We start from the raw sequence: 26576 nt of genomic DNA, 5'->3' as shown, positions 1-26576 counted from the left end.
ACGGCTATGAATGCTTCTGTTCTGTCGAGCCGCGATAATAAACGTCACGCTGTGAGGGTCCAGCTTTGAATTTCCAAAAGATCAGATTGACTGCGGGCCTGTATTTTGTTGCCACTCCGATCGGAACCGCGCGCGACATTACGCTCAGGGCCTTGGATGTTCTGGCATCTGCCGACGTGATCGCAGCGGAGGACACCCGAAGCCTGCGCCGATTGATGGAAATCCACGGCATCCCGCTCGAGGGGCGCCGAATCCATGCCTATCACGACCACAGCGGCGCAGGCGTGCGCGATAAACTCATGCAGGCATTGGCGCAGGGGCAATCGGTTGCCTATGCGTCCGAGGCGGGCATGCCGCTGATTGCGGATCCGGGCTATGATCTGGGCAAGCAGGCGGCTGAGGCCGGTCATATGGTTACCTGCGCCCCCGGCGCGTCGGCGGCCTTGACAGCGCTGACCTTGGCAGGTCTTCCGACAGACGCTTTCTTTTTCGCAGGGTTTTTGCCCAATGCATCCGGGGCACGCCGCGCCCGGATTGAGGCATTGAAGGACATTCCCGGCACGCTTGTGTTCTACGAATCCCCAAAACGTGTATCCACCAGCTTGTCAGATCTGGCCATGGTTCTGGGGGCGGATCGACAGGCAGCGCTGTGTCGCGAATTGACCAAGAAGTTCGAAGAGATCCGCCGTGGCACCCTGGCCGATTTGGCCGAGCAGTACCAAGACAAGACGGTCAAAGGTGAAATCGTCGTGCTGGTCGATCGCGGCCATTCGCAAAGCGTTAACGAATCCGATGTAGAAGAGGCACTGAAGCGAGCGTTGGAAAGCCACTCGGTTCGGGATGCGGCAGATCTTGTTTCAAAAATGTATGACCTGCCGCGCCGACCGATTTACCAGAAAGCTCTGAAACTGGGAAAATGATGACATGGGTCGGCGGACAAATCAGGGCTCTGTTTCCTACCACGCCGGGCAGGCGGCAGAGCTTCGGGTTGCTGAGGATTATGAGCGCCGCGGCTTGACCATTCTGCATAGACGCTGGCGCGGCCCGGGCGGTGAAATCGATCTGATCGCGCGCAACGGGGCTGGGCTTGTGTTCATCGAAGTCAAGAAAAGCAGTAGTTTTGAAAAGGCGGCGGCCCGGATCAGCGCCAGACAGATTGATCGAATCTACGCTTCGGCTGCTCAGTTTCTAGAAAAAGAACCAAACGGGCAACTCACTGAAGTGCGCTTTGACGCGGCTCTGGTGGATGGGTCTGGCGCAGTTCAAATCATCGAAAACGCCTTTGGTCACGCCTAAGCCCATTGAACCCCAGGGCCTGCTGGGCCATGTATCTGGCGTGAAACTGAGGGACACGCCATGAAAATCGCCTTTCAAATGGACCCGATCGGGGCCGTGGACATCAACGCCGACAGCTCATTCCGACTGGCGGAAGAGGCGCAGGCGCGCGGGCATTCGCTGTTTTTCTACGGGCCGGATCAACTGGCCTATCAGGAAGGCCGCATCACAGCGCGTGGCCACGACATGACAGTGCAGCGGGTCGCAGGTGATCCGGCCGTCTTGGGACCCGAACGCGAGGTTGATCTGGCTGATTTCGATGTGGTCTGGTTGCGACAGGACCCTCCGTTTGACATGCACTACATCACGTCCACGCATTTGCTGGATCGTCTCAAGGGTCAGACGCTTGTGGTCAACGACCCTTTCTGGGTGCGTAACTATCCGGAAAAGCTGCTGGTGCTGGATTTCCCTGACCTGACACCGCCGACAATGATCGCGCGTGATCTGCAAACGATCAAAGCGTTCAAGGAAAAGCATGGCGATATCATCCTCAAACCGCTTTATGGCAATGGCGGCGCAGGCGTGTTCCGTTTGGATGCCAATGATCGAAACCTGACGTCTCTGCACGAGTTGTTCACGGGCTTCTCGCGTGAGCCTCTGATCGTGCAGAAATTTCTGCCGGACGTCAGCAATGGCGACAAGCGGGTGATTTTGGTCGACGGCGAAGTTGTTGGTGCGATCAACCGGGTTCCTGCCGCAGGTGAAACGCGATCCAACATGCATGTAGGCGGGCGTCCGGAAAAGATTGGCTTGTCAGAGCGTGATCTTGAGATCTGCGCGGCCATCGGCCCCCTGCTTAAAGAAAAAGGTCAGATCTTTGTCGGTATCGACGTGATTGGCGACTATCTGACCGAGATCAACGTGACCTCACCCACCGGCATTCAAGAGCTTGAGCGCTTTGACGGCGTCAACATTGCCGAAAAAATCTGGCAGGCCATCGAAGCCAAAATCTAAGCCATGACCCGGGCGCTGATGCGAAAGCTCAGCGCCTCGGCTACGTGCGATCTGTGGACGTTTGCGGATCCTTCCAAATCGGCAATTGTGCGCGCCACGCGCAGAATGCGATGAAACGCGCGGGCGGACAGGCCAAACCGGTCTGCCGCTTTCAGCAACAGCTCTTTACCTTCTGCATCGGGTGTTGCGATCTCTTCCAGAACCTTCCCTTCTGCATCCGCGTTTTGGCGCATATGTGGGGTGTCTTGAAATCGGTTCGCCTGAATGGCGCGGGCGTTTTCGACCCGTTCAGCAACCGTAGCAGAGCTGTCGCCGGATGGCGGCAAGTCAAGATCAGTGAATTCCACCGGCGGTACTTCAATCCTCAGGTCGAACCTGTCCATCAACGGCCCTGATATGCGGTTCAGATAGTCCTCGCCACAGCCCGGCGCGCGTGAGCAGGCGCGAGAGGGGTCTGTCAGATATCCGCATTTGCAAGGGTTGGCTGCGGCCACCAACATGAACCGGCAGGGATACTTCACATGCGCATTTGCGCGCGCCACCATAACTTCACCGGTTTCGATGGGTTGGCGCAAGGTTTCCAGAACGGTGCGTGGAAACTCAGGAAATTCATCCATGAACAGCACGCCGTTATGAGCCAGCGAAATCTCACCGGGTTTTGCGCCTTTGCCGCCCCCGACGATTGCGGCCATCGAGGCCGTATGGTGGGGCTCGCGAAACGGGCGCGTGCGATTGATGCCGCCTTCGTCGAGCAAACCGCACAAAGACTGGATCATTGAGGTTTCCAAAGCCTCAACTGCGGTCAGGGGCGGCAGGATGCCGGGAAGCCGCGCGGCCAGCATGGATTTACCCGATCCCGGCGTTCCGATCATGATCAGATGGTGACGACCTGCGGCAGCGATCTCCAGGGCGCGTTTGGCGCGCTCCTGCCCTTTTACATCACGCAGATCCCGTGCACTGGGCGTCAGGTTTACTTCGCCAGGCTGCGCGGCTGGTAGGGGGGATTGGCCCGAGAAGTGGCGTACGACATCGCCGAGAGACTCCGCGCCGATCACCTGCGTTGCGTCGACCCAGGCCGCCTCGGCGCTGGAGGCGCGGGGGCAAAGCAACATCCGGTCATCAGATGCCGCAGTCATTGCCGCAGGCAGAGCACCGACCACCGGGACCAGAGAGCCGTCAAGTGAAAGCTCTCCCAAAGCTACGGTGCTTTCTGCGGCATCGGCTGGAATGATGTCTAAGGCCGACAACAGCGCGACGGCTATGGGCAGGTCAAAATGGCTGCCTTCTTTGGGTAGGTCGGCGGGGGACAGGTTGATGGTGATCCGCTTTGAGGGCAAGGCGATTGCCATCGCGCTCAGCGCGCTGCGCACGCGGTCACGGGCTTCGGATACCGCCTTGTCTGGCAGGCCCACGATGGAAAAGGCCGGCAGGCCGGGGGATACGGCGCATTGCACTTCGACCGGGCGGGCATCGACCCCTTGGAAGGCAACGGTATGTGCACGGGCGACCATGGCAGTCCTGTTCTTGGTTAACAGGACGTTGCTGCCATGGGTGTGGTTTAAGAGTCGTTAACGGACATGCGCAAGGCGGTGAATTTGGGCCATGCGCCGGGATCAGCCACGGTTTTGTCGCGGCAGAACGGATTGCAGAACCCCCAGCATTGGCCATCCAATTCCATAAAATCCGCAACCGGTTTGCCGGAGTACGGACAAGCCTCGTTGAGGGAAGGGCCGCCTGATACCGGTTTGGCGTTCGAGTCCCCTCCGACCGGCCAGGGCATCGATGACAACTCCCGCGGATAGGGGAATGGATTGTATTGAACTGTCATACCCATTGCGCGCCATTGTCTCACGGCTGGGTCCGACAGGAGGTCTAAACAATAGACCCGGTTCACCTCGGACACTGGCAGCCCATAGCCCATGATCCGTGCTGCGACGGGCGTGTAGAACACATCTGCCAGCGAATAGGTGCCGAACAACGGACCGTCTTGCGCACCCGAGATACGCCGCGCGTGTGCCCAGAGTGTCTCAATCCGTTGAAGATCGGCTAAAGTCTGGGATGATGGGACAAATCCTTGCCACACATGCTGTAATTGCATCGGGCATTGGCCACGAAGGGCGCTGAACCCTGCAACCATCTCAGCGCAAAGCCAGCGGGCGGTTGCCCGCGCTGCGGGATCTGCAGGCCACAGCCCAGCTTCAGGGTGACGCTCGGCCAGCGTCTCGGCCATGGCCAGGCTTTCGCCCACAACCGTCCCTTCGGGCAGACGCAGCGCGGGAACCAGTCGGGCCGGGGTCAGCGGTTCCATGTCTTGTTTCATGCTGCCCGAATAAAGGCCGATCATGTGGCTGCGATAAGGCAGTTTGAACTTCTCAAGCATCAACCAGCCGCGCATCGACCAGCTGGAGAAGAGGAGGTCACCGATATACAAATCATAAGTCATGCTTGAACGATGCCGCAGGCCGGTGGCCCAGTAAAACAGTGATTTGTGCGGGGTCAGTTCACGGAAGGTGATTGATCTTGCCGACCGACCATGTGTTGTCTTCCAAGCCGATGTCCGTGACAGACAGATTGTCGATCCGGTACGAAAAGGTCTGCTGCCCGTCCAGATCCAAAGCGCGTTGCACTTGCGTGAGGATCACGCCGAAATGCGCGACGATCACCAGATCGTGCCCCGTGTACTCGGCTAAAAGCATGTCGATTGCGGCATCGACCCGGGATCGGACATCGTTCCAGCTTTCGCCCTGCGGAGGGCGGACATCCCCAGGATTATCCCAATAAGCGAAAGCCAGCTCCGGATCATCTGCTTCGATATCGGCGAAACCACGCAGTTCCCAGCTGCCAAAATGAATCTCACGAAGGTCAGGGTTATGAGGCAAGCGCCGGCGCGGGCCCTGAATGGCTGAGGCAGTGTCCACGGCACGAGACAAGTCGGAAGAGATCACAAGTGCCTCGGACGGCAGATGATCATGCAGGCGTCTCAAGGCTGCTGTGTCGCTCAGGTCCGCAGGCAGATCTGACCAACCGACCATGGTTTTTGCATGTGTCGGCCCATGGCGGACAAGATGCAGGCGTGTCATGGCAATTGGCCTTTAAGAACAGATGGTAATCCGGCTGTCACCTGTACGACCAGATCCGCCTGCGCCGCCAAGGCGATGTTCAGCCGCCCCTGCGCCTCGCGGAATTGACGAGCGAGGGCGTTGTCCGGGACGATCCCGTAACCTACCTCGTTCGAGACAATCACAACCTGGGCTGGGCAGTCGTTCAGGGCATCCAGCAGGTTGGTCTGTGCCGTTTCCAGATCCGTGTCCGCCAGCAGATGATTGCTCAGCCACATTGTAGCGCAATCAATCAGGCAAATCTGATCTTGGGACAAGCGGGCCAGAACCGGCCCCAGATCAAGGGGTTCTTCAACCGTGCTCCAGCCGTCGCCGCGTTGCACGAGATGGCGATCAACCTTCTGGCGCATCTCGTTATCAAACACTTGTGATGTCGCGAGGTAAACGCGGCTTTTCCCAGCGGAAACAACTAGTTCCTCAGCGAAAACCGACTTGCCCGAGGAGGCTCCACCCAGAACCAAGGTTAAATCTGGAGACACAATTCTTACCTTTAGTTGATCCGATTGGTGCTGTTTTGCGTAAAGGTCATAGGTCGGCAAAGCAAGTCCGGCCAGCGCCTGCAAAACAGGGGAGAGGTTTATGGCACTGGATAATGCGACAGACTTTTCGATGTCCCGGCAAGCGATGAAGGCCGAGCTGCTGGATGCGGAAACAGAACTCAAACTGGCGTACGCCTGGCGGGATGACCGTGATGAACAGGCTTTGCACCGTCTAATTACCGCTTATATGCGTCTGGCCATTTCGATGGCAGCCAAATTCAAACGCTATGGCGCGCCGATGAACGATCTTATTCAAGAGGCCGGGTTGGGCCTGATGAAAGCGGCAGACAAGTTCGACCCGGACCGTGGTGTGCGTTTTTCGACTTATGCCGTGTGGTGGATCAAGGCGAGCATCCAGGATTATGTGATGCGGAACTGGTCCATGGTGCGGACTGGGTCCACCTCATCCCAAAAGTCCTTGTTTTTCAACATGCGGCGGGTGCAGGCACGGCTAGAGCGTGAGGCGGCGACCGAAGGCTTGGAGTTGGATCGACACCAGCTGCATCAGATGATTGCTACCGAGATTGGCGTTCCTCTGCGCGACGTGGAAATGATGGAAGGGCGTTTGTCCGGTTCGGATTTTTCGCTGAACGCGGTTCAGTCTGCGGACGAAGACGGGCGCGAGTGGATCGATGCGTTAGAGGATGATCGCGAACAGGCTGCGGATTCTGTTGAGCACAGCCATGACACAGCTCAACTGCGCGAGTGGTTGCTGACCGCGATGAATGCGCTGAACGACCGCGAACGTTTCATCGTGCGCGAACGCAAGTTGCGCGAACCCGCCAGAACGTTGGAGAGCTTGGGCGATGAACTGGGATTGTCCAAGGAGCGCGTGCGCCAACTAGAAGCCGCGGCGTTTTCAAAAATGCGTAAGAACCTTGAAGCCCAGTCGCGCGAGGTGCAACACTTCATCGCATGAAACATGTTGCGATTCTTGTGTGTGTTCTTGGCCTTACGGTTTTCGCCGCGCGTTCAGGCGCGGCGAAGGATTTGATCCCTGATGACGTTCTGACAGCGATGCGGGGCGTCGATGTGGTGATTTTGGGCGAAGTACATGACAACCCCAGGCACCACCACATACAGGCCGAAGCACTTGAAGCGCTGTCACCATCGGCCGTTGTATGGGAGATGGTGACAGAAGAGGGTGCTCAGCGGCTGTCGCAAAAGGCAGTGTCTGACCCTGATGAACTGGGGCGCATCCTTAAATGGGCCGAAAGCGGGTGGCCTCCGCTCAGTATGTATTACCCGGTTTTCCAAGCCTCAAGTGCGCCCGTCTATGGGGCAATGGTGCCCCGCACAGCTGCGCGCGCAGCGATGGAACGCGGTGCGGCGACGGCTTTGGGCGCAGACGCGGCACGGTATGGTCTGACCGTGCCGCTGTCGCCCGAGGAACAATCCGCGCGGGAGGCGGATCAACTGGCCGCTCATTGCGATGCTTTGCCAGTTGAAATGCTGCCGCAGATGGTTGCGATCCAACGCTTGCGCGATGCGGTTTTGGCCCGTGCGGTGGTGCGCGCCATGGAGGAAACCGGAGGGCCGGTTGCGGTGATCACAGGCAATGGCCACGCGCGGACAGATCGGGGTATCCCGACTTATCTTGCGCGCCTTCAGCCAGGATGGAAAGTGGTTGCGGTAGGGCAATCCGAAGATGGCATTATCGATGGCGACTTCGACTTGGTAATCGACAGCCCGTCGATAGAGCGTGAAGACCCCTGTGCGGCGTTTCAGGTGCAGAATTAATCGCTGGAACTACCTGCTGGCCTTGCCTAATGTCAGGGCCGACCGGCACAGGAAGGGCTGAACATGCTGTCATCCAAACGTATTCTGCTGATAATCGGCGGCGGGATTGCGGCCTATAAGTCGCTGGATCTGATCCGCAGGCTGCGAGAGCGTGGGGCTGCTGTGACACCGGTTCTGACCCGTGCAGCGGAAGAATTTGTGACGCCTTTGTCAGTGTCTGCGTTGGCCGGAGAGAAAGTCTATCGCGATCTGTTCGATCTTACCGATGAGGCCGAGATGGGGCATATTCAATTGTCGCGCTCGGCCGATCTGATCGTTGTCGCCCCCGCAACGGCAGATCTTATGGGCAAGATGGCCTCTGGGCTGGCCAACGATATGGCGTCGACCCTTTTGATGGCGACGGACACGCCCGTTCTTTGCGCGCCCGCGATGAATGTACGGATGTGGGACCACCCGGCCACGCAACGCAACCTCAAGCAGCTTCAAGCCGATGGGGTACGCTTTGTCGGGCCAAATGAGGGTGACATGGCCTGCGGCGAATTCGGCCCGGGACGCATGTCTGAACCGCTGGAAATTGTCGCGGCGATTGAGGCACAGCTGACTGCGGGACCTTTGGCTGGCAAACGCGTGCTGGTGACGTCTGGCCCGACGCATGAACCGATTGATCCGGTGCGCTATATCGCGAACCGGTCGTCCGGTGCGCAGGGTGCTGCTGTGGCGCGGGCACTGGCGCATTTGGGGGCCGAGGTGATTTTTGTCACTGGCCCTGCCGACGTGCCCCCTCCGGCAGGTGTACAGGTCGTACCCGTTGAGACGGCGCAACAGATGTCTGACGCGGTCGATACCGCTCTGCCCGTCGATGCGGGTGTATTCGCGGCGGCGGTCGCGGATTGGCGTGTGGCAAGCGCATCGGACAAGAAACTGAAGAAAAGCCGGGATGGTTTGCCGGTTCTAGAATTTGCCGAAAACCCGGACATTCTGAAACGTGTATCCCAGATGGATGTGGGCCGCCCGCCGCTGGTGGTGGGCTTTGCGGCGGAAACGGACGATGTGGTTGAACACGCCACCGCCAAGCGCCTTCGCAAAGGCTGCGATTGGATCGTTGCGAACGATGTAAGCCCGGCAACCGGCATCATGGGTGGGTCCGAGAATGCGGTCATTCTGATCTCGGGCAGTGGCACCGAAGAATGGCCGCGCTTGGGCAAGGACGAAGTTGCTCGGCGTCTGGCGGCAAAGATCGCGGACGCATTGGCAGGCTGAAGGAAAGGCATGGGCATGGTTGCAATTCGAGTGATCCGCGAAGACGGTGCAGACCCCGCTGTCGCGCTTCCGTCTTACGAAACGGCTGGTGCCGCCGGGGCGGATGTGCGCGCCAATCTGCCAGACGGCACCCCTATCGTGTTGGAACCTGGCCAACGCACACTCGTGCCAACTGGCCTGCGTATCGAAATTCCCCAGGGGTACGAGATTCAGGTCCGTCCCCGCTCGGGCCTTGCGCTGAAACACGGGATTACACTGCCCAACACGCCAGGCACCATCGACAGTGACTATCGCGGACCCTTGGGCGTGATCGTGATGAACGCAGGTCAGGACCGCTTCGAAATTGCCCATGGTGAGCGCATCGCGCAACTGGTGGTCGCGCCTGTCGTGCAGGCCACCTTCGAGTTGGCTGAGGAATTGGGCGAAACTGGTCGCGGGTCCGGCGGCTTTGGCTCAACCGGGCGCGGCTGATGCTGCTGGTTTTTGTTCTGGCTGCGGGACTTTGGGGTGTGGGCTATATCGCCGGCACGTCAAAAACAGCGCGTGTGGTTTCGGTCAGTGTGCTTTTGGCCGGAGTGATCCTGTCTCATCTGATCTTGCCAGACGGGCATCCGCTGCGTCAGGCGACGGGCGGCTCGGCGGCAATGTGGCTGATCCTTGTGGGTTTCGGCGCGATTGTTTTGGTGTATGGAAGGGTGCTGAAAGCCCTGCGCAATCGCGCAGAGTCCGTTTCAGATCAGGAACCTACCATGCCCTCCGACCGATTTACCGAGACCGAGCTGGACCGCTATGCCCGTCACATCGTATTGCGCGAATTGGGCGGTCCGGGGCAGAAAAAGCTGAAAAAAGCACGGGTGCTGGTGATTGGCGCGGGTGGTTTGGGGGCCCCTGCTTTGCAATATCTGGCAGCAGCTGGGGTGGGCACAATCGGCGTCATAGATGACGACATCGTCGAGAACGCCAACCTGCAACGGCAGGTCATTCACCGGGACGCAGATATCGGGATGCCCAAGGTCTTTTCGGCCCAACAAGCGATGGAGGCGCAAAACCCGAACGTGGTGGTTCTGCCCTATCAACGACGGTTGAACGAAGAGATCGCGACCGATTTGTTTGCCGACTTCGATCTTATCCTTGACGGGACCGATAATTTTGACACGCGCTATCTGGCCAACCGCACGGCCGTCGCGCTTGGCAAGCCTTTGATCTCGGGGGCCTTGTCGCAGTGGGAGGGGCAGCTGAGTGTGTTTGACCCGGCCAACGGCAGCCCCTGCTATCAGTGCATTTTCCCCGAAGCGCCAGCCCCCGGTCTGGCCCCGTCCTGTTCTGAGGCCGGAGTAATCGGCCCCTTGCCCGGCGTTGTTGGGTCGATGATGGCGGTCGAGGCGATCAAGGTGATCACTGGCGCAGGCACGGCGCTGCGCGGCGAGATGCTGATCTATGACGCGCTGTACGGCGAAAGCCGAAAAATCACGCTGACCCGCCGCGACGATTGCCCTGTTTGCGGCCTCGAGAACGATTAACCTTTCTTTCCTCAGGCTGTGGGTTCTGGAACACCAGGCCTTGGCGACTTAGCTATAGGGTCAAAGGAGATCCGAATGACCAACCCGATCCTGTCCAGCTGGACCACCCCGTTTGAAATTGCTCCCTTTGCCGAAATTTCGGACGATGATTTTACCCCGGCGCTGGATCAGGCAATGACGGCGCATAACGATCAGATCGCTGCGATTGCCGAGAATTCTGACGCTCCGACCTTTGCCAATACGATTGAGGCTTTGGAGGCTGCGGGCGAGCAGTTGGACAAGGTTCTGTCGGTCTTTTTCACGGTTGCAGGGGCAGACAGCAATCCCAGACGGGAAGAGTTGCAGCGAGAGTTCTCCCCCAAACTGTCGGCACATTTTTCCGGCATTTCTTCGAACAAGGCGCTGTTCAAACGCGTGGCCGATCTATGGGCGCGGCGCGATGATCTGAACCTGACCGGAGAACAGGCGCGTGTGCTGATGTTGACCCATCGCGGTTTCGTGCGTGCTGGCGCGGCGCTGGAAGGCGAAGACGACGCCCGGATGCAAGAAATCAAGTCTCGCCTCGCCTCTTTGGGGACGTCTTTTACTCAGAATCTGTTGGCGGATGAACGGGAATGGTTCATGGACCTGACCGAAGAGGACCTGCAGGGCCTGCCGAATTTCGTCGTGGGCGCGGCCCGCGCTGCGGGGCAAGAGAAAGAGGCACAGGGACCAGTGGTGACCCTGTCGCGGTCGCTGATTGTGCCGTTCCTGCAATTCTCGCCCCGTCGGGACCTGCGCGAAAAAGCATATCGCGCCTGGGCCGCGCGCGGAGCCAATGGGGGCGACACCGACAATTGCGACATTGCGGCCGAGATTTTGGCGCTGCGTGAGGAACGCGCCAAGCTGCTGGGCTATGACAGTTTCGCCGACTACAAGCTGGAAACCGAAATGGCCCGCACACCGGACCGCGTGCGTGAACTGTTGATGCAGGTGTGGGAACCGGCAAAATCCCGTGCCGATGCTGACGCCGAGATCCTGACGCAGATGATGCAGGAAGACGGCATCAACGGTCCGCTGGAAGCCTGGGATTGGCGCTATTACGCCGAAAAGCGGCGCAAGGCGGAACACGATCTGGATGAGGCGGCCCTGAAACCCTATCTGCGACTGGATCGTATGATCGAGGCGTCTCTTGCCTGCGCAAACCGCCTGTTCGGGCTGGAATTCGCGCCGCTGGACGTTCCGCTCTATCACCCGGATTGCCGGGCCTGGGAAGTCACACGTGGCGGGCAGCATATTGCCGTTTTCATCGGTGACTACTTTGCGCGGGGATCGAAACGGTCTGGTGCGTGGTGCAGCGCGATGCGGGCGCAGGCGAAGTTCCCGAAAGATCAGGCGCCGGTTGTGATCAATGTCTGCAACTTTGCCAAGGGTGATCCGGCGCTGCTGTCTTATGACGACGCGCGGACATTGTTCCACGAATTCGGCCACGCCCTGCATCAGATGCTGTCGAATGTGACCTATGAAAGCATCTCGGGCACTTCGGTCGCGCGTGATTTTGTCGAACTGCCCAGCCAGCTTTACGAACACTGGCTGGAAGTGCCCGAGGTTCTGGCCGAATTTGCGACCCATGCCGAAACGGGTGAGCCAATGCCGCAGGAGATGCTGCAGAAAGTGTTGAAAGCCGCTAATTTCGATCAAGGGTTCCAGACCGTGGAATATGTTGCTTCGGCCCTTGTTGATCTGGCCTTCCATGATGGGGATGCCCCGGCAGATCCGATGGCAAAACAGGCCGAAGTTCTGGCGGACCTCGGGATGCCGCATGCCATCGGGATGCGCCACGCCACGCCCCACTTTGCCCATGTCTTTGCCGGTGATGGCTATAGCTCGGGCTACTACAGCTACATGTGGTCCGAGGTGATGGATGCTGACGCCTTCGCCGCCTTTGAAGAGGCGGGCGGTGCCTTTGATACCGAACGCGCCAAGGCACTGGAAGACAACATTCTGTCCACCGGCGGGTCGCGAGAAGCAGAAGACCTGTATCTGGCGTTCCGGGGTCGATTACCGGGCGTGGACGCCCTGTTGAAAGGCCGCGGCTTGATCGCGGCCTGAATTCAGTAACCCAGCGTGCGATCCACTAAATGCACAAAGGGCTCACCGGCTTCGCCACGTCGGATGTTTTCGCAAATGACCTGCGCGGCTGTGACCGGGCGGGTCTCAGACGCGATGTGAGGGGTCACAGTCACGTTCGGATGTGTCCAGTAGGGATGGTCTTCGGGCAAGGGCTCGACACGGAACACGTCCAGCGTTGCGTGCCCAACCTGACCAGAGTTCAGCGCATCCAGAAGCGCGTCGTCATCAATCAGCGGGCCGCGACCCGGGTTGATGATCCGCGCGCCCTTAGGCAGCAAGGCCAACGTTTCGGCATTCAGCGCGTTTTCCGTGGCGGGGGTATCGGGCAGCAATAGTACCACGATTTCAGCCTGAGAAAGCGCTTGGCGAAGCCCTTCGGAGCCATGCAAGCAGGTCACGCCGGGGATGTCTTTGGCGGTGCGGCTCCAACCGGTGACTTGAAAGTTAAGCGCAGTCAGGGCTAGGGCTGCGGCCTCGCCCAACGTGCCCAGCCCTAAAATGCAGACGACACGCTCTTTTGCCAATGGCGGTGCCTCCGGTTCCCAGACGCCATCCTGCACAAGGATGTGCCGGTCTATCCCTAGGTGGTAGCGCAGCACGTGCCCAACCACCCATTCAGTCATGCCCTGCGTCAATCCGTGATCCACCATCCGCGCCAATGGGACGGTCAGCGTTTCATTATCCGCGATTTTCTCGATACCAGCCCAAAGGCTCAGTACAGCTTTCAGACGGGTGAAGGGCGTGAAATCGTGTACTCCGCCGTTGGGGGCATAAACGACATAGTCGACCTGATCCGGTTTAAATTCCGTGCTGAGCCGCGCGTCGACCTTTGCGTCAGCCAGGCACTGAGTCAGCAGCGGTTCATACACGGGCCACAGAGCAGAGCGTGCGGAAAACAGGACGTTAGCGGGCATCGTGGGCCTTTCAGATCAGCGGGGGCGGTGAATATGTGCGCTTTGGACGATGCCGAACGCAGCCATCAGCACCAGCATGGCCGATCCGCCATAGCTGACCATTGGCAAAGGTACGCCGACAACCGGGGCCATGCCCATCACCATCGACATGTTGACGGCAAAGAAAAGGAAAAAGTTCAGTGCGATGCCCAGAGTGACCAGTGAGGAAAACCGATCCTTGGTAGCAAGAGCCGTAACCATACAGAACACAAGGATCAGCGCGTAGAGGATCAACAGCGTGATACCTCCTACAAATCCGAACTCTTCCGCCAGCGTCGTGAAAATGAAGTCGGTGTGCTTTTCAGGCAGAAAATTCAAACGGGACTGTGTTCCTTGCATGAAACCGCGCCCGTTCCAGCCGCCGGACCCGAGGGCGATCTTGGACTGCGTGATATGGTACCCCGCGCCCAATGGGTCGGTCGAGGGGTCAAGAAAGGTGTCAATCCGGCGGAACTGATAGTCCTTGAGCAATTGCCAATCCGTCCCGCGGCTGTTGAACACAGCGGCGATCAAACCCACGACCGCAGCGATAACAGCCGCAAAATAAGCCCAGTGGACGCCCGCCAGAAACATCAGCCCGCCACCAGCGGCCAACAGAAGGATCGATGTGCCAAGGTCCGGTTGCTTCAGAACCAACAAGGTAGGCAGGATGATCAGTGCCACGGGGATAAAAACCCACAGCGGTCGGGATGTCTTGTGCGACGGCAGCCAGTCGTAGTAGGCCGCCAGCACCATAACCAGTGCGACCTTCATGACTTCTGATGGTTGCAAACGCATGAAACCAAGGTCGATCCAGCGCTGCGCGCCCATGCCGATGGTGCCAAACAGTTCAACAAACACCAGCAAAGCGACCGAGCCCAGATAGGCCAGAACGGACATGTTGCGCCAGAACCAGATTGGCACCAGTGCAATGATGAACATCGCTGTCAGGCCAAGACCGAACCGTTCCATCTGCGGCTCGGCCCAGGGCGTCCACGAACCACCCGCAACCGAATACAACATCAGGAATCCAGCGCTGGCCGTGCTGATCAGCAGCAGGGTCAGGGGCCAGTTCATGTAGAGGAATTTCCGGAATCCAGACGGTGTGGATTTGACGGCATATTCAAGATAGCTCATGCGCGGTCCTTTCCGTCAGGACGCGCTTTGGGACGACGGTCACCTTCAAGCCGTTTTTGCTGTTCCTTGATACGGTCCCGGTCGCCGACGGGATACGCGTCGAGTGGCGGCGTGCCGTTGTAAAGGGCCTGAAGCATGATATCCCGCGCCACCGGGGCTGCCGCCTTGGACCCCCCGCCCCCATGTTCAACTACGACAGCAATGGCGTATTTGGGTTTGTCGTAGGGGGCAAAGCTGACGAACAACGCGTGGTCGCGGCGTTCCCAGGGCAGATCCTCGTTGCGGATCACACCGGCGGCACGTTCGGCTTTGGTAATGTTGCGCACCTGACTTGTGCCGGTTTTACCCGCCATGCGGAGATCATCTGCGATGATACGGCTGCGATAAGCAGTGCCGCGACGGTCGTTTGAAACGGACCACATCGCTTCTCGGATGTGTCTGAGATTGGTTGGGTTGATCGTGAGCGGTTCACCTGCACCGCTAGGTTGCTCAACCCCGTTGACAGACCGCACCAGACGGGGCGAGACCGCGCGTCCGGTGGCAATCCGTGCTGTCATTACAGCCAGTTGCATGGGCGACGCCAACATGAACCCCTGTCCGATGGACGCGTTGGCCGTATCGCCGATAAGCCAATCTTCGCCATGCACCTTCTGTTTCCATTCCTGATTGGGTGCTAGCCCGGCGCGCACGGCGGACATGGGGATGTCGTGTTTTATGCCCAGTCCAAGTGTGTTGGCCATCTCGGAGATTCTGTCGATGCCGACTTTTATCGCCACGTCGTAATAATACACGTCGCAACTGCGTTTTAGCGAAGTGTTCAGGTCTACCATACCATGACCACCACGCTTCCAGCAGTGGAAGCGACGGCTGCCGACTTTAAGATGGCCGGGGCAGTAAACGGTGTTGCCGGGGCCGACGACTCCGGCCTCAAGCGCTGCCAACGCGGTAACCATCTTAAATGTCGAACCGGGCGGGTAAGTGCCCTGGACCGTCTTGTTTGCCAACGGGCGATACTTGTCCTGTGTCAGCATACGGTAATCCGCGACCGAGATACCACGTACGAACAGGTTGGGATCGAAGCTGGGCGCCGAGGCCATTGCGCGCAGATCACCAGTTTCGCAATCGATCACGACAGCGGCGGCGCTTTCCCCGGCCAAACGGGCTTGGGCGTATTGTTGAAGGTCTGCATCGACGGACAGCTGCAAGTCGGCCCCGGGTTGACCTTCTTGCCGGTCCAGCTCGCGCATGACACGACCGGTGGCGTTGACTTCGACACGCTTGGCGCCTGCCTTGCCGCGCAATGAGATTTCCTGCCTTGCCTCAAGACCCACCTTTCCGATCTGAAATCGGGGGATTCGCAGAACGGGTTCAGGGTCTTCGATCTGACTGAGGTCGTAGTCACTGACCGGTCCGACATATCCAACGATGTGGGCGAAGTCCTCATAGCGTGGATATTGTCGTGTCAAACCCACTTCGGGCGTGACACCCGGCAGTGCAGGGGCATTGACCGCGACTTTCGATATGTCTTCCCACGTGACCTGATCGGCCAGCGTGACCGGCAAGAACGGGGCTGAGCGGCGCATCTCGGTCATGGCCCGTTCGATCTCATCCTCGTTCAGCGGGATCAGTTCTGATAACTTGCGGATCACTTGGTCCACATCACCAGCGTCTTCGCGCACAATGACGATACGGTAGGATGGAGAGTTCTGGCCAATGATCTGCCCGTTCCGGTCATAGATCCGCCCGCGGTCCGGGGGGATTAGACGGATGTTGATGCGGTTTTCCTCGGCCAGAAGGCGATATTCATCGGCCTGATCCACCTGCATGAACCGCATACGTGCCGCTAGTCCGCCAACAAAGACCGCTTGCAGGCCACCCAGAAGCAGAGCCCGCCTTGGCAGGCGTTTATAGGCCAGACCCTGAGACTTGGGCTTGCGTGGCTTCATGCCCGACCTCCTACAGCACTGGCATCCGACGCGGACATGCGACGGACCCCGAACACGCTTTGGCTGAGTCCCACAATGGCGGGATAGCAGGCGATCGTCAGAATAAGCTGGATCATGACGGGCCACAACGCGGCCTGTTGCACAGACAAGATCGAAAGAATGACCCTGTTCGCCAGAAAGACGCCCGTGATGACCACGCCAACGGACATCCATTCTCCGACAAAACCGGCATCTTTCATACCGGGTGCCGCCGAACGCAGATAGGCTGATCCAAAGACAACCAGTGCCGCCAAAAGACCGGGTGGGCGTTGCAGAAGAAGATCCGCCATCAACATCACGAACGCAACCAGCAGGGTTGGGACATAATCTGGGCGACGCAGCACCCAGGCAAAGGTCAGGGCAATCAGAACGTCAGGAAAGGGCCAGCGGTTGGGTTGTGCATCCAGCGGCAACAAGTGCAGGAACAGCACCAAGAAGGCCAGCGCCGCAAAAAGGCCTCGCATGGCCCAGTTATGAGAGGCTGGTTTATCCATCGCTCAATTCTTCAGGAGACAGAGCGGCTTCGGGGCGGGTGGGGCCGACGATGCCACCGGGGTCCCGAATGGTCGGGGCTGAGTTGAATCGCAGAACCCGCAAAAACTCCAGCCGTTCGAAATCAGCCGACAAGCGCACGCGCAACTGGCCACCCGGATCCGCTGCAATCTGGCCGATCAGCAGGCCAGCCGGAAACACGCCGCCGTCGCCTGAAGTAATGACGCGATCTCCGGGGCGAACCAGTTCTCGGTTCTCAAGGAACTCGACCACAGGCGCAGGCGTGTTGTCGCCTTTGATCAACGCAGTCTGACCCGATGGTTGGATGGTAGCAGGGATGGCGCTGGTGGCATCTGTCACCAGAATAACGCGGGCTGTATCGGAACCAACACCCGAGATCCGTCCAACAAGACCGATGCCGTCCATCGTGGCCCATCCATCGACGATACCGTCGCGCTCGCCTACGTTCAGCAAAACAGATTGCCGGAAAGGCGAGCCGCTGTCGGCCATCACAACACCGGTGATATAAGTCAGGCGCGGATCAAGACGTACGTTGTTGAGATCCAACAACCGCGCGTTTTCCTGCTCTAGTTGCAGCGCGGCCTCTTTCCAGGCGCGCATCAGGCGCAATTCGCTGCGCAGTTCACGGTTTTGTTCGCTCAGGCGTTGGTAGCTTTGAAAGTCGCGCACAAGATTGACTGTGGCCGTTACGGGAATCATGGCCCATTCCATCGAAGGAACGACCGTATCTACCACCTGCGCACGGAACCGTTCCACGCGCGGGCTATCAATACGCCAGACCAGAAAGATACCCAGTAAACACAGAATAACGATGCCCAACAGCAAACGCCGCAAGGGGGTTGTGTAGTCATCGCGCTGTGATCGGTCTTTTGCCACAGGTTACCTTCCCGTGCTGCTCGTGCCGAATTTACCCTATGTGCAGAGGGTGCGCGCCTTAGCTTTCGTAGTCAATCGCGTGGCGCAGCTGTTTTTCATATTCTAGCGCCTTGCCGGTGCCCAAAGCCACACAATTCAGGCTTTCATCTGCAATCGACACGGCCAGACCAGTCTGTTCGCGCAGGGCCAGATCCAGATCACCCAGAAGCGCACCGCCGCCGGTTAGCATCACACCCCGGTCCACAATATCTGCCGCCAGATCGGGCGGAGTGGTTTCCAGAGCGGTCATAACCGCTTCGCAAATCTGCTGTACGGGTTCCGAGAGTGCTTCGGCAACCTGGGCCTGGCTGATCTCAATTTCCTTGGGTACACCATTCAGCAGGTCGCGCCCTCGGATGTGCATCGACTGGCCACGGCCATCGTCGGGCATACGGGCGGTGCCGATGGTGGTCTTGATCCGCTCAGCGGTGGATTCACCGACCAGCAGGTTTTGTTGGCGACGTAAGTACGAGATGATGGCTTCGTCCATACGGTCGCCACCAACGCGGACCGAGCGGGCGTAAACAATGTCACCCAGCGACAGAACCGCAACTTCGGTTGTGCCGCCGCCGATGTCGACGACCATGTTGCCGGTCGGGTCGGTGATCGGCATCCCTGCGCCAATTGCGGCTGCAATCGGTTCGGCGATCAGGCCCGCGCGGCGCGCGCCCGCTGACAGAACCGATTGACGGATCGCGCGTTTTTCGACCGGCGTCGCACCATGAGGCACACAGACGATGATCTTGGGTTTTGAGAAGGTCGAGCGCTTGTGCACTTTGCGGATGAAGTGCTTGATCATCTCTTCCGCTGTGTCGAAGTCGGCAATCACACCTTCGCGCATCGGGCGGATGGCTTCGATCGAACCGGGGGTCCGGCCCAGCATCAGCTTGGCATCCTCGCCAACAGCAAGAACCTTTTTCACACCGTCCTTGACGTGATAGGCAACCACCGAGGGTTCAGACAGGATGACACCGCGCCCCTTGACGTAAACCAGCGTGTTTGCTGTTCCAAGGTCGATAGCCATATCCGCTGTGAACAGGCCGCCCAGATTGCCAAAGATCCCCATGTTTCCCCTGATCCTGTATGTCGGTTTTTCTACTGCCCGCGACTCGACGGTTCCGGGACGGATGACTTATAGGGTGCCATCACGCCCGGTAAAAGGGCTGATTCCGCGACAATCAGCACCTTTCCGCCTTATTGATTGGGACTTTAGAAGGCAAAATGCTCTCTTATCAACACATTTACCACGCCGGCAATCTGGCTGATGTCCAAAAGCACGCATTGTTGGCCTGGGTGCTGAATTATCTGACACGCAAGGACAAGCCGCTCAGCTATATCGAAACGCATTCCGGGCGGGGTTTGTACAAGCTGGATGCGGCCGAAGCCGTGCGCACCGGCGAGGCGGCTGCAGGGATCAAGCGTGCACAGCAAGAGGGTTGGTTCGGGGATGATCATCCAATGGCGCGCGTTTTGCACCGCGTGCAGGCGCGGCACGGTTCCTCTGCTTATCCCGGATCGCCACTGGTTGCGGCCAATCTGCTGCGGGATCAGGACAGCTTGCATTTTGCGGAACTTCACCCACAAGAACATGCCGCTCTGGCCTTGGCCATGTCGCCCTTTGGGGCCAAGGTTTACCAGCAAGACGGTTTTGCGCTGGCGCAATCCCTGCTTCCACCCACACCTCGCAGGGGTATGCTGCTGATCGACCCGAGTTATGAGGTGAAAACCGATTATGACCGGCTGCCCGGGATCATCGCCAAGCTGCACCGTAAGTGGAATGTCGGTATCATTGCGCTGTGGTATCCCATCCTTTCGGATAAGCGCCACCTGCCCATGACCCGTGCTTTGAAGTTGCAAAACTACCCCAAAGCTGTCTGTCACGAGGTGACGTTCCCTCCGGTTCGTCAAGGGCATCGGATGGTCGGCTCCGGCATGTTCATCATCAACGCCCCGTTTGGCATCGAAGACGAAGTGGAACGTCTGTCCACTTTGTTTGACCAGCTTTGAAAAGAAGTTGGGCCCGGCAGCGCGCCATAAGCGCGCTGCCGGGCCCAAAGCCCAAGAAGGGACGGCGAAGCCGGGCCGCCGCGGGTGCGGGAGCCCTTGGGCCGTTCAGGTCAGGTCTTTATAGCTGATCTCACGCGTATCAGCACCGGGACCCGCTTTTTCGCGCCGTACGATCAGGCGGTTCAGCGCGTGGATATACGCTTTGGCCGAGGCCACCACCGTGTCTGTATTGGCTGACTGGCCTGTGGCGATCATGCCATCCTCGCTCAGGCGAACAGAAACGGTAGCTTGCGCATCTGTGCCTTCGGTGACCGCATGAACCTGATACAGCTGAAGGCGGGCGGTGTTGGGATAGATTGCCCGTATCGCTTTGAAGGTCGCGTCCACCGGTCCGTCACCATGTTCAGTGGCGATAACGTCCTTGCCGTCCATTTCCAACTCGACCGTGGATTCCGCCTGACCACCTGTGCCGCAGGTCACTTTCATCGAGACAAGCTGCAGGTAGTCATCGTGATCATCCATCGTCATCAACGCGATGAGGTCGTCGTCAAACACCTCTTTCTTGCGGTCGGCCAGATCCTTGAATCGCACGAAGATGTCTTTGAGTTGGTTGTCACCAACCTCAAAACCCAAAGTCTCAAGCTTGTCGCGCAGCGCCGCGCGGCCCGAGTGTTTGCCCAGCGGCAGAGAAGTACCGGACAGGCCAATGTCCTCGGGGCGCATGATTTCAAAGTTTTCGCGGTTCTTGAGCATCCCGTCTTGATGGATGCCGCTTTCATGCGCAAAGGCGTTCTTGCCAACAATGGCCTTGTTGAACTGCACGTTGAACCCCGACACTGTCGCCACGCGACGGGAGATATGCATGATCTTGGTGGTGTCGATACCGGTGTGCCAAGGCATGATGTCATTGCGGGTGCGCAGGGCCATCACGACTTCTTCCAACGCGGTGTTGCCCGCACGTTCGCCCAACCCGTTGATGGTGCATTCGATCTGACGCGCGCCACCGGCGACTGCGGCCAGCGAGTTCGCGGTCGCCATGCCCAGGTCGTTGTGGCAATGGGTGGCAAAGATCACCTCATCCGCGCCGGGAACTGTTTCGATCAGGCGTTTGATCAGGTCAGCGCTTTCGACCGGTGCGGTGTATCCTACAGTATCTGGAATGTTGATCGTGGTTGCCCCGGCTTTGATCGCAATCTCGATTACGCGGCACAGGTAGTCCCACTCCGTCCGCGTCGCATCCATAGGCGACCACTGTACGTTTTCGCACAGATTACGCGCGTGGCTGACCGTTTCGTGGATCTTGTCGGCCATCTCATCCATTGTAAGGTTCGGAATGGCGCGGTGCAGCGGAGAAGTGCCGATAAACGTGTGAATCCGGTTTTGCTCGGCGTGTTTCACCGCCTCCCAACAGCGATCAATGTCGGCGAAGTTAGCGCGCGCCAGACCGCAGATGCGGCTGTTCTTCGCGCGTTGGGCGATCTCGGACACCGCCTTGAAATCACCCTCGGACGCGATTGGAAAGCCAGCCTCGATGATGTCGACGCCCATTTCGTCCAGCAGCTCGGCAATCTCCAGCTTTTCGTCATGGGTCATGGTCGCGCCGGGGCTCTGCTCGCCGTCGCGCAAAGTGGTATCGAAGATCAAGACGCGGTCTTGGTCGGTCACGTTTGTCATGGGAATCTCTTTCTTGTCTGTCCTAAAGCCTTCTTGGCGCGCTGGCGTCCTCCTCTGAGCGGGCGCGCCGGATGGCACGCTCAGAGGCGGATTAGGATCAGTAGGCCACGCAGAGACGCACCGCGCATGGCGGTGTCGGCACAAAGGATATCTGCACGGTTGATCATGGGATTGAGGTTATACAGAGCCCGCCAGGAATGAAAAGGCCAATTTGCGTCCAACAGGTCCTGCGCTGGCTTTCTAATTCCAGACCAACTTGATTGTGCCCTCTGCGCAGCTAGCTGGATGCAGATGAAAACAGCATTGATCATCGGAGCCTCGGGTGGCATTGGCGCTGCGGTTTGTACTACCTTAGAGTCGCAAGGCGTCTCGGTAACGGGTCTGTCGCGGTCAATGGATGGGTTCGATCTTACTGACCCTGACCGTGCGTTGCCGATCATTGATGGGCTGTCCGATCTCTTTGACTTGATACTGGTCGCATCCGGAGCGTTGGAGATCGAAGGCGCTGCACCGGAAAAGACAATTCGTGCAGTTTCAGCCAAGGCGATGATGGATCAATTTGCACTCAACGCGGTAGGTCCGGCTTTGGTGCTGAGCCGGGCGCACAGGCTTTTGCCACGCAAGGGACGATCGGTTGTTGCGGTTCTCTCGGCGCGCGTGGGATCCATCGGGGACAATCGGATGGGGGGCTGGATCAGCTACCGGGCCGCCAAGGCTGCGGTAAATCAGGTTGTCCATACCTCAGCCATCGAGCTGTCGCGGACGCATAAGCAGGCGATTTGTGTCGCCTTGCATCCAGGGACCGTGAAAACTGCGTTCACTCAGAAGTACTTGAATCGGCATCCCGCCGTCGAGCCGGAGGTCGCCGCCCAAAACCTGTTATCCGTGATCAATGGACTGACGCCAGAGGATACCGGCGGTTTCTTTGATTGGGCCGGACAACCCGTTCCTTGGTGAGCGTTTACCCGTCGGAGGCCTCGGGCGTTTCGGCCTGATCATCCGGCGCGGGCTGTGGATCCGGCGTGTCTGACTCGCTTTGCTGGTCAGAGGCCCGGCCCGGCAAGACTCCGTTTTCCCAAATACCAGTTTCTTCCTGCCCGTTGGCATAGCGCATCTTTCCGCTGCCCTGGCGCTTGTTATCGACAAAATTGCCTTCGTACACATCGCCGTTCGAATAGGTGGCAACACCCACACCTTCGATCTTACCTTCGGACCAGTCGCCCACGTATTTGAAACCGGCAGGGGTCACGATTTCCCCTTTGCCATGTCGTTTTCCGTTCAGAAAATCACCGGTATAGATGGTCCCGTCGGAATAGGTCGCTTTGCCTTTGCCCTGGCGAACGCCATCGACCCAGTCGCCGTCATAGACCGAACCGTCCGCGCGTGTCACGACGCCCTTGCCATGGCTTTGCGCGTTCTTGAACTGGCCCTTGTAGATCATTCCGTTGGCATAAGTGGCCGTGCCCTGACCCTCGATCACGCCCGCGATCCAATCGCCTTCATAAGTTGATCCATCGGGATAGGTGATGCGGCCAGTTCCCTCGGCCAGATCGGCAACAAAATCACCGACATAGACCGAACCGTCGGGATAAGTCAGCTCTCCCAGACCTTCGATCTGTCCCTGGTTCCAGTCGCCGGTATACACAAAGCCGTCCGTGCCGGTGAACGTGCCCTTGCCCTGGCGGCGATCATCGACAAAGTCGCCTTCGTACACGTCGCCTTGCGCGTGGGTCACTTTGCCTTTGCCCTGACGGCGCCCTTTTACCAGTTCGCCCTCGTAGACATCGCCATTGGCATAGGTCAGGCGACCGGTGCCGGTGATCTGATCCTGCGCCCATTCACCGGAATAGGTCATTCCATCGGGCATGGTTTGCGTGCCCGTGCCGTCGCGCAAACCTGCACTGACGTCGCCTTCATACACACTGCCGTCCGCGTAGGTGACTTTGGCCTTGCCCTGCCGCTGACCATCAACCCAGTCGCCATCATAGATGTATCCGTCGGGAAAAGTCAGAATGCCTTTGCCATGTCGCTGGGCGTTTTTGAACTCACCTTCATAGCGCGTGCCATTTGCAAATTCTGCAATTCCCGTACCGTTTATCGACCCGTTGGACCATTCGCCGTCATAGCTGCTGCCATTGGCGTAAACGATCTTACCGCGCCCTTCGGGTTGGCCTTTGGCAAAACTGCCTTCATAGATCGACCCGTCCGGATAGCGGGTCAAGCCCTGACCCTGAATCTCGCCTTCAACCCACTGGCCCGTGTATTCAAACCCGTTGGGCAGCCTGTACGTCCCCGTCCCGTGACGCAAACCGTTTTCATAGGTGCCTTCATAGACGCCGCCAACCTCGTCATCTTTGACGATGACCGTTCCGTCCTGCGCAAACGCTGTCGCCGCGGACAGACTTAGCCCCGCTGCCAAAATCGAGTATCGGATCACGTTCATTTTCGGTCCTGCCTGCCGGGTCATCGCTGGTTGCATCTTTGAAAGCAAAACTAGGATACCGTCGAAGGCAGGGCAACGGCTTTTGCCGCATTGGCCTTTTACTCGCGCGGTGATCTGCTAAATGGCAATAGTACTGACGAGGCAAGAGGGCAGCATGGCCGACCGTTTCCGCATCACTTTGGCGCAACTGAACCCAACCGTGGGCGACATCGAAGGCAACGCAGACAAGGCCGTTTCCGCGTGGCAACAAGGCAAGGCGGCCGGTGCTGATCTGGTGGCTTTCCCCGAGATGTTCATCACCGGGTACAACACGCAGGATCTTGTTCAGAAGTCAGTGTTTCACCGAGCGGCCATGGCGGCCGTCGAGGCGTTGGCCAAAACTTGTGCAGACGGCCCCGCGATTGCAATCGGTTCGCCTTGGGCCGAAGAAGGCAAGCTGTTCAATGCCTACCTGATCCTCAAGAACGGGCGGATCACCAGCAAGGTTTTGAAACATCATTTGCCGAACGAAACCGTTTTTGACGAAGTGCGCCTGTACGATGCCGGACCGTTGGGTGGGCCGTATTCAGTTGGAAACTTCCGAATTGGCAGCCCGATTTGCGAGGATGGCTGGCACCCGGACGTCGCAGAAACGCTCGAGGAAACCGGGGCCGAGTTTCTGCTGATCCCCAACGGATCGCCCTATTTCCGCAACAAGTATGACGTGCGCCTAAATCACATGGTGGCACGGGTTGTCGAAACAGGTCTGCCGCTGATTTACCTGAACATGGTGGGCGGGCAGGACGATCAGGTTTTTGACGGTGCTAGCTTTGGCCTGAATCCGGGTGGAGAGCTGGCCTTCCGGATGCCTGTTTTTGACGAAACTGTCTCACAAGTGGACCTTGAGCGTGGTGACGATGGCTGGCGGATTACGCCGGCCGAAATCGTTCCTCAGCCAGATGTATGGGAGCAGGATTACCGCGCGATGGTGCAATCGCTGCGGGACTATATGGGCAAGACGGGTTTCAAAAAGGCGCTTCTTGGTCTGTCAGGCGGGGTCGATTCTGCCTTGGTGGCGGCCATCGCGGTTGACGCCATCGGGGCCGAAAACGTGCGCTGTGTGATGTTGCCATCGGAATATACCAGCCAGGCTTCGCTGGATGATGCCGAGGCCGTCGCCAAGGCGCTGGGCGTGCACTATGATTTTGTGCCGATTTCCGAGGGCCGGGCCGCGGTAACGAATACTCTGGCGCCTTTGTTTGCAGGGCTGGACGAAGGACTGACCGAGGAAAATATTCAGTCTCGCCTGCGTGGACTGTTGCTGATGGCGATCTCGAACAAGTTTGGTGAAATGCTGTTGACCACCGGCAACAAGTCCGAGGTCGCAGTGGGCTATGCCACGATCTATGGCGACATGAATGGCGGTTATAATCTGATCAAAGATCTGTACAAAACCCGCGTGTTTGAAACCTGCCGTTGGCGCAACGTCAATCATCGTGACTGGATGATGGGTCCCAAGTGCGAGGTGATCCGCCCGTCCATTATCGACAAACCACCAAGTGCCGAGCTGCGCGCAGACCAGAAGGACAGCGACAGCTTGCCCGACTACCCGGTTCTGGACGGTATCCTTGAGATTTTGGTCGATCAGGATGGCTCAATCGCCGACTGCGTCGCTGCCGGGTATGACGTAGCCGAGGCCCGGCGGGTCGAACATCTGATTTACATCAGTGAATACAAACGGTTCCAGTCTGCCCCCGGTACGCGCCTCAGCAAGCGGGCGTTCTGGCTGGATCGGCGCTATCCAATTGTGAATCGATGGCGCGATCGGACCTGAAAACCAGGGGCCGGACGGCCAGTTTGGAAACAGTGTCTATAGATTAGGCAAAATTGTATCCCAAGTGTGAGAAATTGATTGTGATTTGAGGCGGTTACGGCTGCCTCAAGCTTGCCTGCGCGACATTTTTCTGCCACATTTTTGCTTAGAAGTTGCCCGATGTGGGGCGGGTGCGACGCAATTTAATCTGTACGCGTAAAATTGGTTCGCGGTACGAGCGACGCATCCCGGGTTAGATGTCTGAGTGAACGGTGTGGTGGTAAAATGTACAAGGAATATGACAATTCGCTTCATACACCTTTGAAATGGCGGTCTATAGAGACGCAGCCGCAAGAATTGGATGAAGAAAAGCTGGATGCGGCGATCGCCAATCTAATGGAGGAACAGCGAGAATTGGATGAGCTTGCTGCACTCAATTTCCGAACCGAGTTTCCGAGGTTGCTGCCGCAAAAGGAAGTAACAAATCAAGCGGCATCCAAACAAAACGGGTTGTCGGCGATCTTGCGCCAGAAATGGGCAGAGTTGTCCGGCGCGGCCTAATACGCTCGTTGCTGACACCGATTTCGGCACCTGGGCCA

25 protein-coding genes are annotated in these 26576 nt (G+C 58.4%); 13 read left to right on the top strand and 12 right to left on the bottom strand.

The genetic code is table 11. The annotated features are described in order from the left end of the window. Positions 1-65 precede the first annotated feature (65 nt). The 3 genes from rsmI to gshB are packed head-to-tail and all read left to right on the top strand — an operon-like array spanning position 66 to position 2289. Positions 66-920, top strand: coding sequence for a 16S rRNA (cytidine(1402)-2'-O)-methyltransferase (rsmI, locus tag GOV91_RS06760; protein ID WP_171234917.1), 855 nt, complete (start codon positions 66-68; stop codon positions 918-920). A 4-nt stretch (positions 921-924) separates the two neighbouring features. Then, positions 925-1296: a YraN family protein gene (locus GOV91_RS06755; RefSeq protein ID WP_171234916.1), complete on the top strand. Its 372-nt coding sequence runs from the start codon at positions 925-927 to the stop codon at positions 1294-1296. Between the two features lie 60 nt (positions 1297-1356). Further along, positions 1357-2289 (top strand): glutathione synthase, encoded by a 933-nt coding sequence (gene gshB, locus GOV91_RS06750; RefSeq protein ID WP_171234915.1) that lies wholly within the window; start codon positions 1357-1359, stop codon positions 2287-2289. Here the strand turns inward: gshB and GOV91_RS06745 are convergent. Genes GOV91_RS06745 through cobU form a run of 4 tightly spaced genes read right to left on the bottom strand, consistent with a single transcriptional unit; the run spans position 2286 to position 5887 of the window. Next, positions 2286-3800 (bottom strand): YifB family Mg chelatase-like AAA ATPase, encoded by a 1515-nt coding sequence (locus tag GOV91_RS06745; RefSeq protein WP_171234914.1) that lies wholly within the window; start codon positions 3798-3800, stop codon positions 2286-2288. The genes gshB and GOV91_RS06745 overlap by 4 nt on opposite strands. A gap of 47 nt (positions 3801-3847) precedes the next feature. Continuing rightward, on the bottom strand, positions 3848-4732 hold the full coding sequence (locus GOV91_RS06740; protein WP_171234913.1) for a glutathione S-transferase: 885 nt from the start codon (positions 4730-4732) through the stop codon (positions 3848-3850). 58 nt (positions 4733-4790) lie between these two features. Then, on the bottom strand, positions 4791-5369 hold the full coding sequence (locus tag GOV91_RS06735) for a histidine phosphatase family protein (protein ID WP_171234912.1): 579 nt from the start codon (positions 5367-5369) through the stop codon (positions 4791-4793). Next, entirely contained in the window at positions 5366-5887 is a 522-nt protein-coding gene (gene cobU, locus GOV91_RS06730) for a bifunctional adenosylcobinamide kinase/adenosylcobinamide-phosphate guanylyltransferase (protein WP_171179231.1), read from the bottom strand. Before cobU ends, GOV91_RS06735 begins: the two co-directional genes overlap by 4 nt. 100 nt (positions 5888-5987) lie before the next feature. On the opposite strand from cobU, the gene GOV91_RS06725 reads away from it, so the two are divergent. From GOV91_RS06725 to GOV91_RS06700, 6 genes are all read left to right on the top strand, one after another. Further along, entirely contained in the window at positions 5988-6866 is an 879-nt protein-coding gene (locus GOV91_RS06725) for an RNA polymerase factor sigma-32 (protein WP_171179233.1), read from the top strand. Beyond that, on the top strand, positions 6863-7687 hold the full coding sequence (locus GOV91_RS06720; RefSeq protein WP_171179235.1) for a ChaN family lipoprotein: 825 nt from the start codon (positions 6863-6865) through the stop codon (positions 7685-7687). Before GOV91_RS06725 ends, GOV91_RS06720 begins: the two co-directional genes overlap by 4 nt. 63 nt (positions 7688-7750) lie before the next feature. After that, complete coding sequence (coaBC, locus tag GOV91_RS06715) at positions 7751-8947, top strand: bifunctional phosphopantothenoylcysteine decarboxylase/phosphopantothenate--cysteine ligase CoaBC (RefSeq protein ID WP_171234911.1); 1197 nt, start codon at positions 7751-7753, stop codon at positions 8945-8947. A gap of 15 nt (positions 8948-8962) precedes the next feature. Beyond that, positions 8963-9418: a dUTP diphosphatase gene (gene dut, locus GOV91_RS06710; protein ID WP_171234910.1), complete on the top strand. Its 456-nt coding sequence runs from the start codon at positions 8963-8965 to the stop codon at positions 9416-9418. Then, positions 9418-10467, top strand: a complete 1050-nt coding sequence (locus GOV91_RS06705) for a molybdopterin-synthase adenylyltransferase MoeB (protein WP_171234909.1) — start codon at positions 9418-9420, stop codon at positions 10465-10467. Before dut ends, GOV91_RS06705 begins: the two co-directional genes overlap by 1 nt. A 75-nt stretch (positions 10468-10542) precedes the next feature. After that, on the top strand, positions 10543-12558 hold the full coding sequence (locus GOV91_RS06700; protein WP_171234908.1) for a M3 family metallopeptidase: 2016 nt from the start codon (positions 10543-10545) through the stop codon (positions 12556-12558). 2 nt (positions 12559-12560) lie between these two features. Here GOV91_RS06700 and GOV91_RS06695 read toward each other — a convergent pair whose 3' ends face one another. The 6 genes from GOV91_RS06695 to GOV91_RS06670 are packed head-to-tail and all read right to left on the bottom strand — an operon-like array spanning position 12561 to position 19127. Then, a complete protein-coding gene (locus GOV91_RS06695) occupies positions 12561-13493 on the bottom strand; it encodes a glyoxylate/hydroxypyruvate reductase A (protein ID WP_171234907.1) in 933 nt (310 codons plus the stop codon). Positions 13494-13508: 15 nt separating this feature from the next. Continuing rightward, positions 13509-14648 (bottom strand): rod shape-determining protein RodA, encoded by a 1140-nt coding sequence (gene rodA, locus GOV91_RS06690; RefSeq protein ID WP_171179247.1) that lies wholly within the window; start codon positions 14646-14648, stop codon positions 13509-13511. Then, complete coding sequence (gene mrdA / locus GOV91_RS06685; protein ID WP_171234906.1) at positions 14645-16594, bottom strand: penicillin-binding protein 2; 1950 nt, start codon at positions 16592-16594, stop codon at positions 14645-14647. Before mrdA ends, rodA begins: the two co-directional genes overlap by 4 nt. Next, positions 16591-17127, bottom strand: coding sequence for a rod shape-determining protein MreD (locus GOV91_RS06680; protein ID WP_171234905.1), 537 nt, complete (start codon positions 17125-17127; stop codon positions 16591-16593). Before GOV91_RS06680 ends, mrdA begins: the two co-directional genes overlap by 4 nt. Next, complete coding sequence (gene mreC / locus GOV91_RS06675) at positions 17120-18022, bottom strand: rod shape-determining protein MreC (RefSeq protein ID WP_171234904.1); 903 nt, start codon at positions 18020-18022, stop codon at positions 17120-17122. The genes GOV91_RS06680 and mreC overlap by 8 nt, the downstream gene beginning before the upstream one ends. A 58-nt stretch (positions 18023-18080) precedes the next feature. Continuing rightward, a complete protein-coding gene (locus GOV91_RS06670; RefSeq protein WP_039523195.1) occupies positions 18081-19127 on the bottom strand; it encodes a rod shape-determining protein in 1047 nt (348 codons plus the stop codon). 155 nt (positions 19128-19282) lie between these two features. Between GOV91_RS06670 and GOV91_RS06665 the strand changes: the two genes are divergently transcribed. Continuing rightward, entirely contained in the window at positions 19283-20068 is a 786-nt protein-coding gene (locus GOV91_RS06665) for a 23S rRNA (adenine(2030)-N(6))-methyltransferase RlmJ (RefSeq protein WP_171179256.1), read from the top strand. A gap of 105 nt (positions 20069-20173) precedes the next feature. Here the strand turns inward: GOV91_RS06665 and GOV91_RS06660 are convergent, their stop codons facing one another. Beyond that, a complete protein-coding gene (locus GOV91_RS06660) occupies positions 20174-21742 on the bottom strand; it encodes a 2-isopropylmalate synthase (RefSeq protein WP_171179258.1) in 1569 nt (522 codons plus the stop codon). A gap of 291 nt (positions 21743-22033) precedes the next feature. Here GOV91_RS06660 and GOV91_RS06655 point away from each other — a divergent pair, with 291 nt between their 5' ends. Next, positions 22034-22699, top strand: coding sequence for an SDR family NAD(P)-dependent oxidoreductase (locus tag GOV91_RS06655; RefSeq protein ID WP_171234903.1), 666 nt, complete (start codon positions 22034-22036; stop codon positions 22697-22699). 4 nt (positions 22700-22703) lie between these two features. Here GOV91_RS06655 and GOV91_RS06650 read toward each other — a convergent pair whose 3' ends face one another. Next, positions 22704-24185: an MORN repeat-containing protein gene (locus tag GOV91_RS06650; protein WP_171234902.1), complete on the bottom strand. Its 1482-nt coding sequence runs from the start codon at positions 24183-24185 to the stop codon at positions 22704-22706. 154 nt (positions 24186-24339) lie between these two features. On the opposite strand from GOV91_RS06650, the gene GOV91_RS06645 reads away from it, so the two are divergent. After that, a complete protein-coding gene (locus GOV91_RS06645) occupies positions 24340-25998 on the top strand; it encodes an NAD+ synthase (protein ID WP_171234901.1) in 1659 nt (552 codons plus the stop codon). 264 nt (positions 25999-26262) lie between these two features. Beyond that, a complete protein-coding gene (locus GOV91_RS06640; protein WP_171179267.1) occupies positions 26263-26538 on the top strand; it encodes a hypothetical protein in 276 nt (91 codons plus the stop codon). Positions 26539-26576: the final 38 nt, after the last annotated feature.

Origin of the sequence: Ruegeria sp. HKCCA6837 (assembly GCF_013034475.1) — a bacterium.
In the GTDB taxonomy this organism is placed as follows: domain Bacteria; phylum Pseudomonadota; class Alphaproteobacteria; order Rhodobacterales; family Rhodobacteraceae; genus Ruegeria.
The sequence above is the reverse complement of the archived record's forward strand: the minus strand, read 5'-3'. Positions and strand labels throughout refer to the sequence as shown.

What these genes read in the sequence shown, in the direction of transcription:
- GOV91_RS06755 (WP_171234916.1), top strand. Translation starts at nt 925, where the DNA reads ATGGGTCGGCGGACAAATCAGGGCTCTGTTTCCTACCACGCCGGGCAG.
- gshB (WP_171234915.1), top strand. Translation starts at nt 1,357, where the DNA reads ATGAAAATCGCCTTTCAAATGGACCCGATCGGGGCCGTGGACATCAAC.
- GOV91_RS06745 (WP_171234914.1), bottom strand. Translation starts at nt 3,800, where the DNA reads ATGGTCGCCCGTGCACATACCGTTGCCTTCCAAGGGGTCGATGCCCGC.
- GOV91_RS06740 (WP_171234913.1), bottom strand. Translation starts at nt 4,732, where the DNA reads ATGACTTATGATTTGTATATCGGTGACCTCCTCTTCTCCAGCTGGTCG.
- GOV91_RS06735 (WP_171234912.1), bottom strand. Translation starts at nt 5,369, where the DNA reads ATGACACGCCTGCATCTTGTCCGCCATGGGCCGACACATGCAAAAACC.
- GOV91_RS06725 (WP_171179233.1), top strand. Translation starts at nt 5,988, where the DNA reads ATGGCACTGGATAATGCGACAGACTTTTCGATGTCCCGGCAAGCGATG.
- GOV91_RS06720 (WP_171179235.1), top strand. Translation starts at nt 6,863, where the DNA reads ATGAAACATGTTGCGATTCTTGTGTGTGTTCTTGGCCTTACGGTTTTC.
- coaBC (WP_171234911.1), top strand. Translation starts at nt 7,751, where the DNA reads ATGCTGTCATCCAAACGTATTCTGCTGATAATCGGCGGCGGGATTGCG.
- dut (WP_171234910.1), top strand. Translation starts at nt 8,963, where the DNA reads ATGGTTGCAATTCGAGTGATCCGCGAAGACGGTGCAGACCCCGCTGTC.
- GOV91_RS06705 (WP_171234909.1), top strand. Translation starts at nt 9,418, where the DNA reads ATGCTGCTGGTTTTTGTTCTGGCTGCGGGACTTTGGGGTGTGGGCTAT.
- GOV91_RS06700 (WP_171234908.1), top strand. Translation starts at nt 10,543, where the DNA reads ATGACCAACCCGATCCTGTCCAGCTGGACCACCCCGTTTGAAATTGCT.
- GOV91_RS06695 (WP_171234907.1), bottom strand. Translation starts at nt 13,493, where the DNA reads ATGCCCGCTAACGTCCTGTTTTCCGCACGCTCTGCTCTGTGGCCCGTG.
- rodA (WP_171179247.1), bottom strand. Translation starts at nt 14,648, where the DNA reads ATGAGCTATCTTGAATATGCCGTCAAATCCACACCGTCTGGATTCCGG.
- mrdA (WP_171234906.1), bottom strand. Translation starts at nt 16,594, where the DNA reads ATGAAGCCACGCAAGCCCAAGTCTCAGGGTCTGGCCTATAAACGCCTG.
- GOV91_RS06680 (WP_171234905.1), bottom strand. Translation starts at nt 17,127, where the DNA reads ATGGATAAACCAGCCTCTCATAACTGGGCCATGCGAGGCCTTTTTGCG.
- GOV91_RS06670 (WP_039523195.1), bottom strand. Translation starts at nt 19,127, where the DNA reads ATGGGGATCTTTGGCAATCTGGGCGGCCTGTTCACAGCGGATATGGCT.
- GOV91_RS06665 (WP_171179256.1), top strand. Translation starts at nt 19,283, where the DNA reads ATGCTCTCTTATCAACACATTTACCACGCCGGCAATCTGGCTGATGTC.
- GOV91_RS06660 (WP_171179258.1), bottom strand. Translation starts at nt 21,742, where the DNA reads ATGACAAACGTGACCGACCAAGACCGCGTCTTGATCTTCGATACCACT.
- GOV91_RS06655 (WP_171234903.1), top strand. Translation starts at nt 22,034, where the DNA reads ATGAAAACAGCATTGATCATCGGAGCCTCGGGTGGCATTGGCGCTGCG.
- GOV91_RS06650 (WP_171234902.1), bottom strand. Translation starts at nt 24,185, where the DNA reads ATGAACGTGATCCGATACTCGATTTTGGCAGCGGGGCTAAGTCTGTCC.
- GOV91_RS06645 (WP_171234901.1), top strand. Translation starts at nt 24,340, where the DNA reads ATGGCCGACCGTTTCCGCATCACTTTGGCGCAACTGAACCCAACCGTG.
- GOV91_RS06640 (WP_171179267.1), top strand. Translation starts at nt 26,263, where the DNA reads ATGTACAAGGAATATGACAATTCGCTTCATACACCTTTGAAATGGCGG.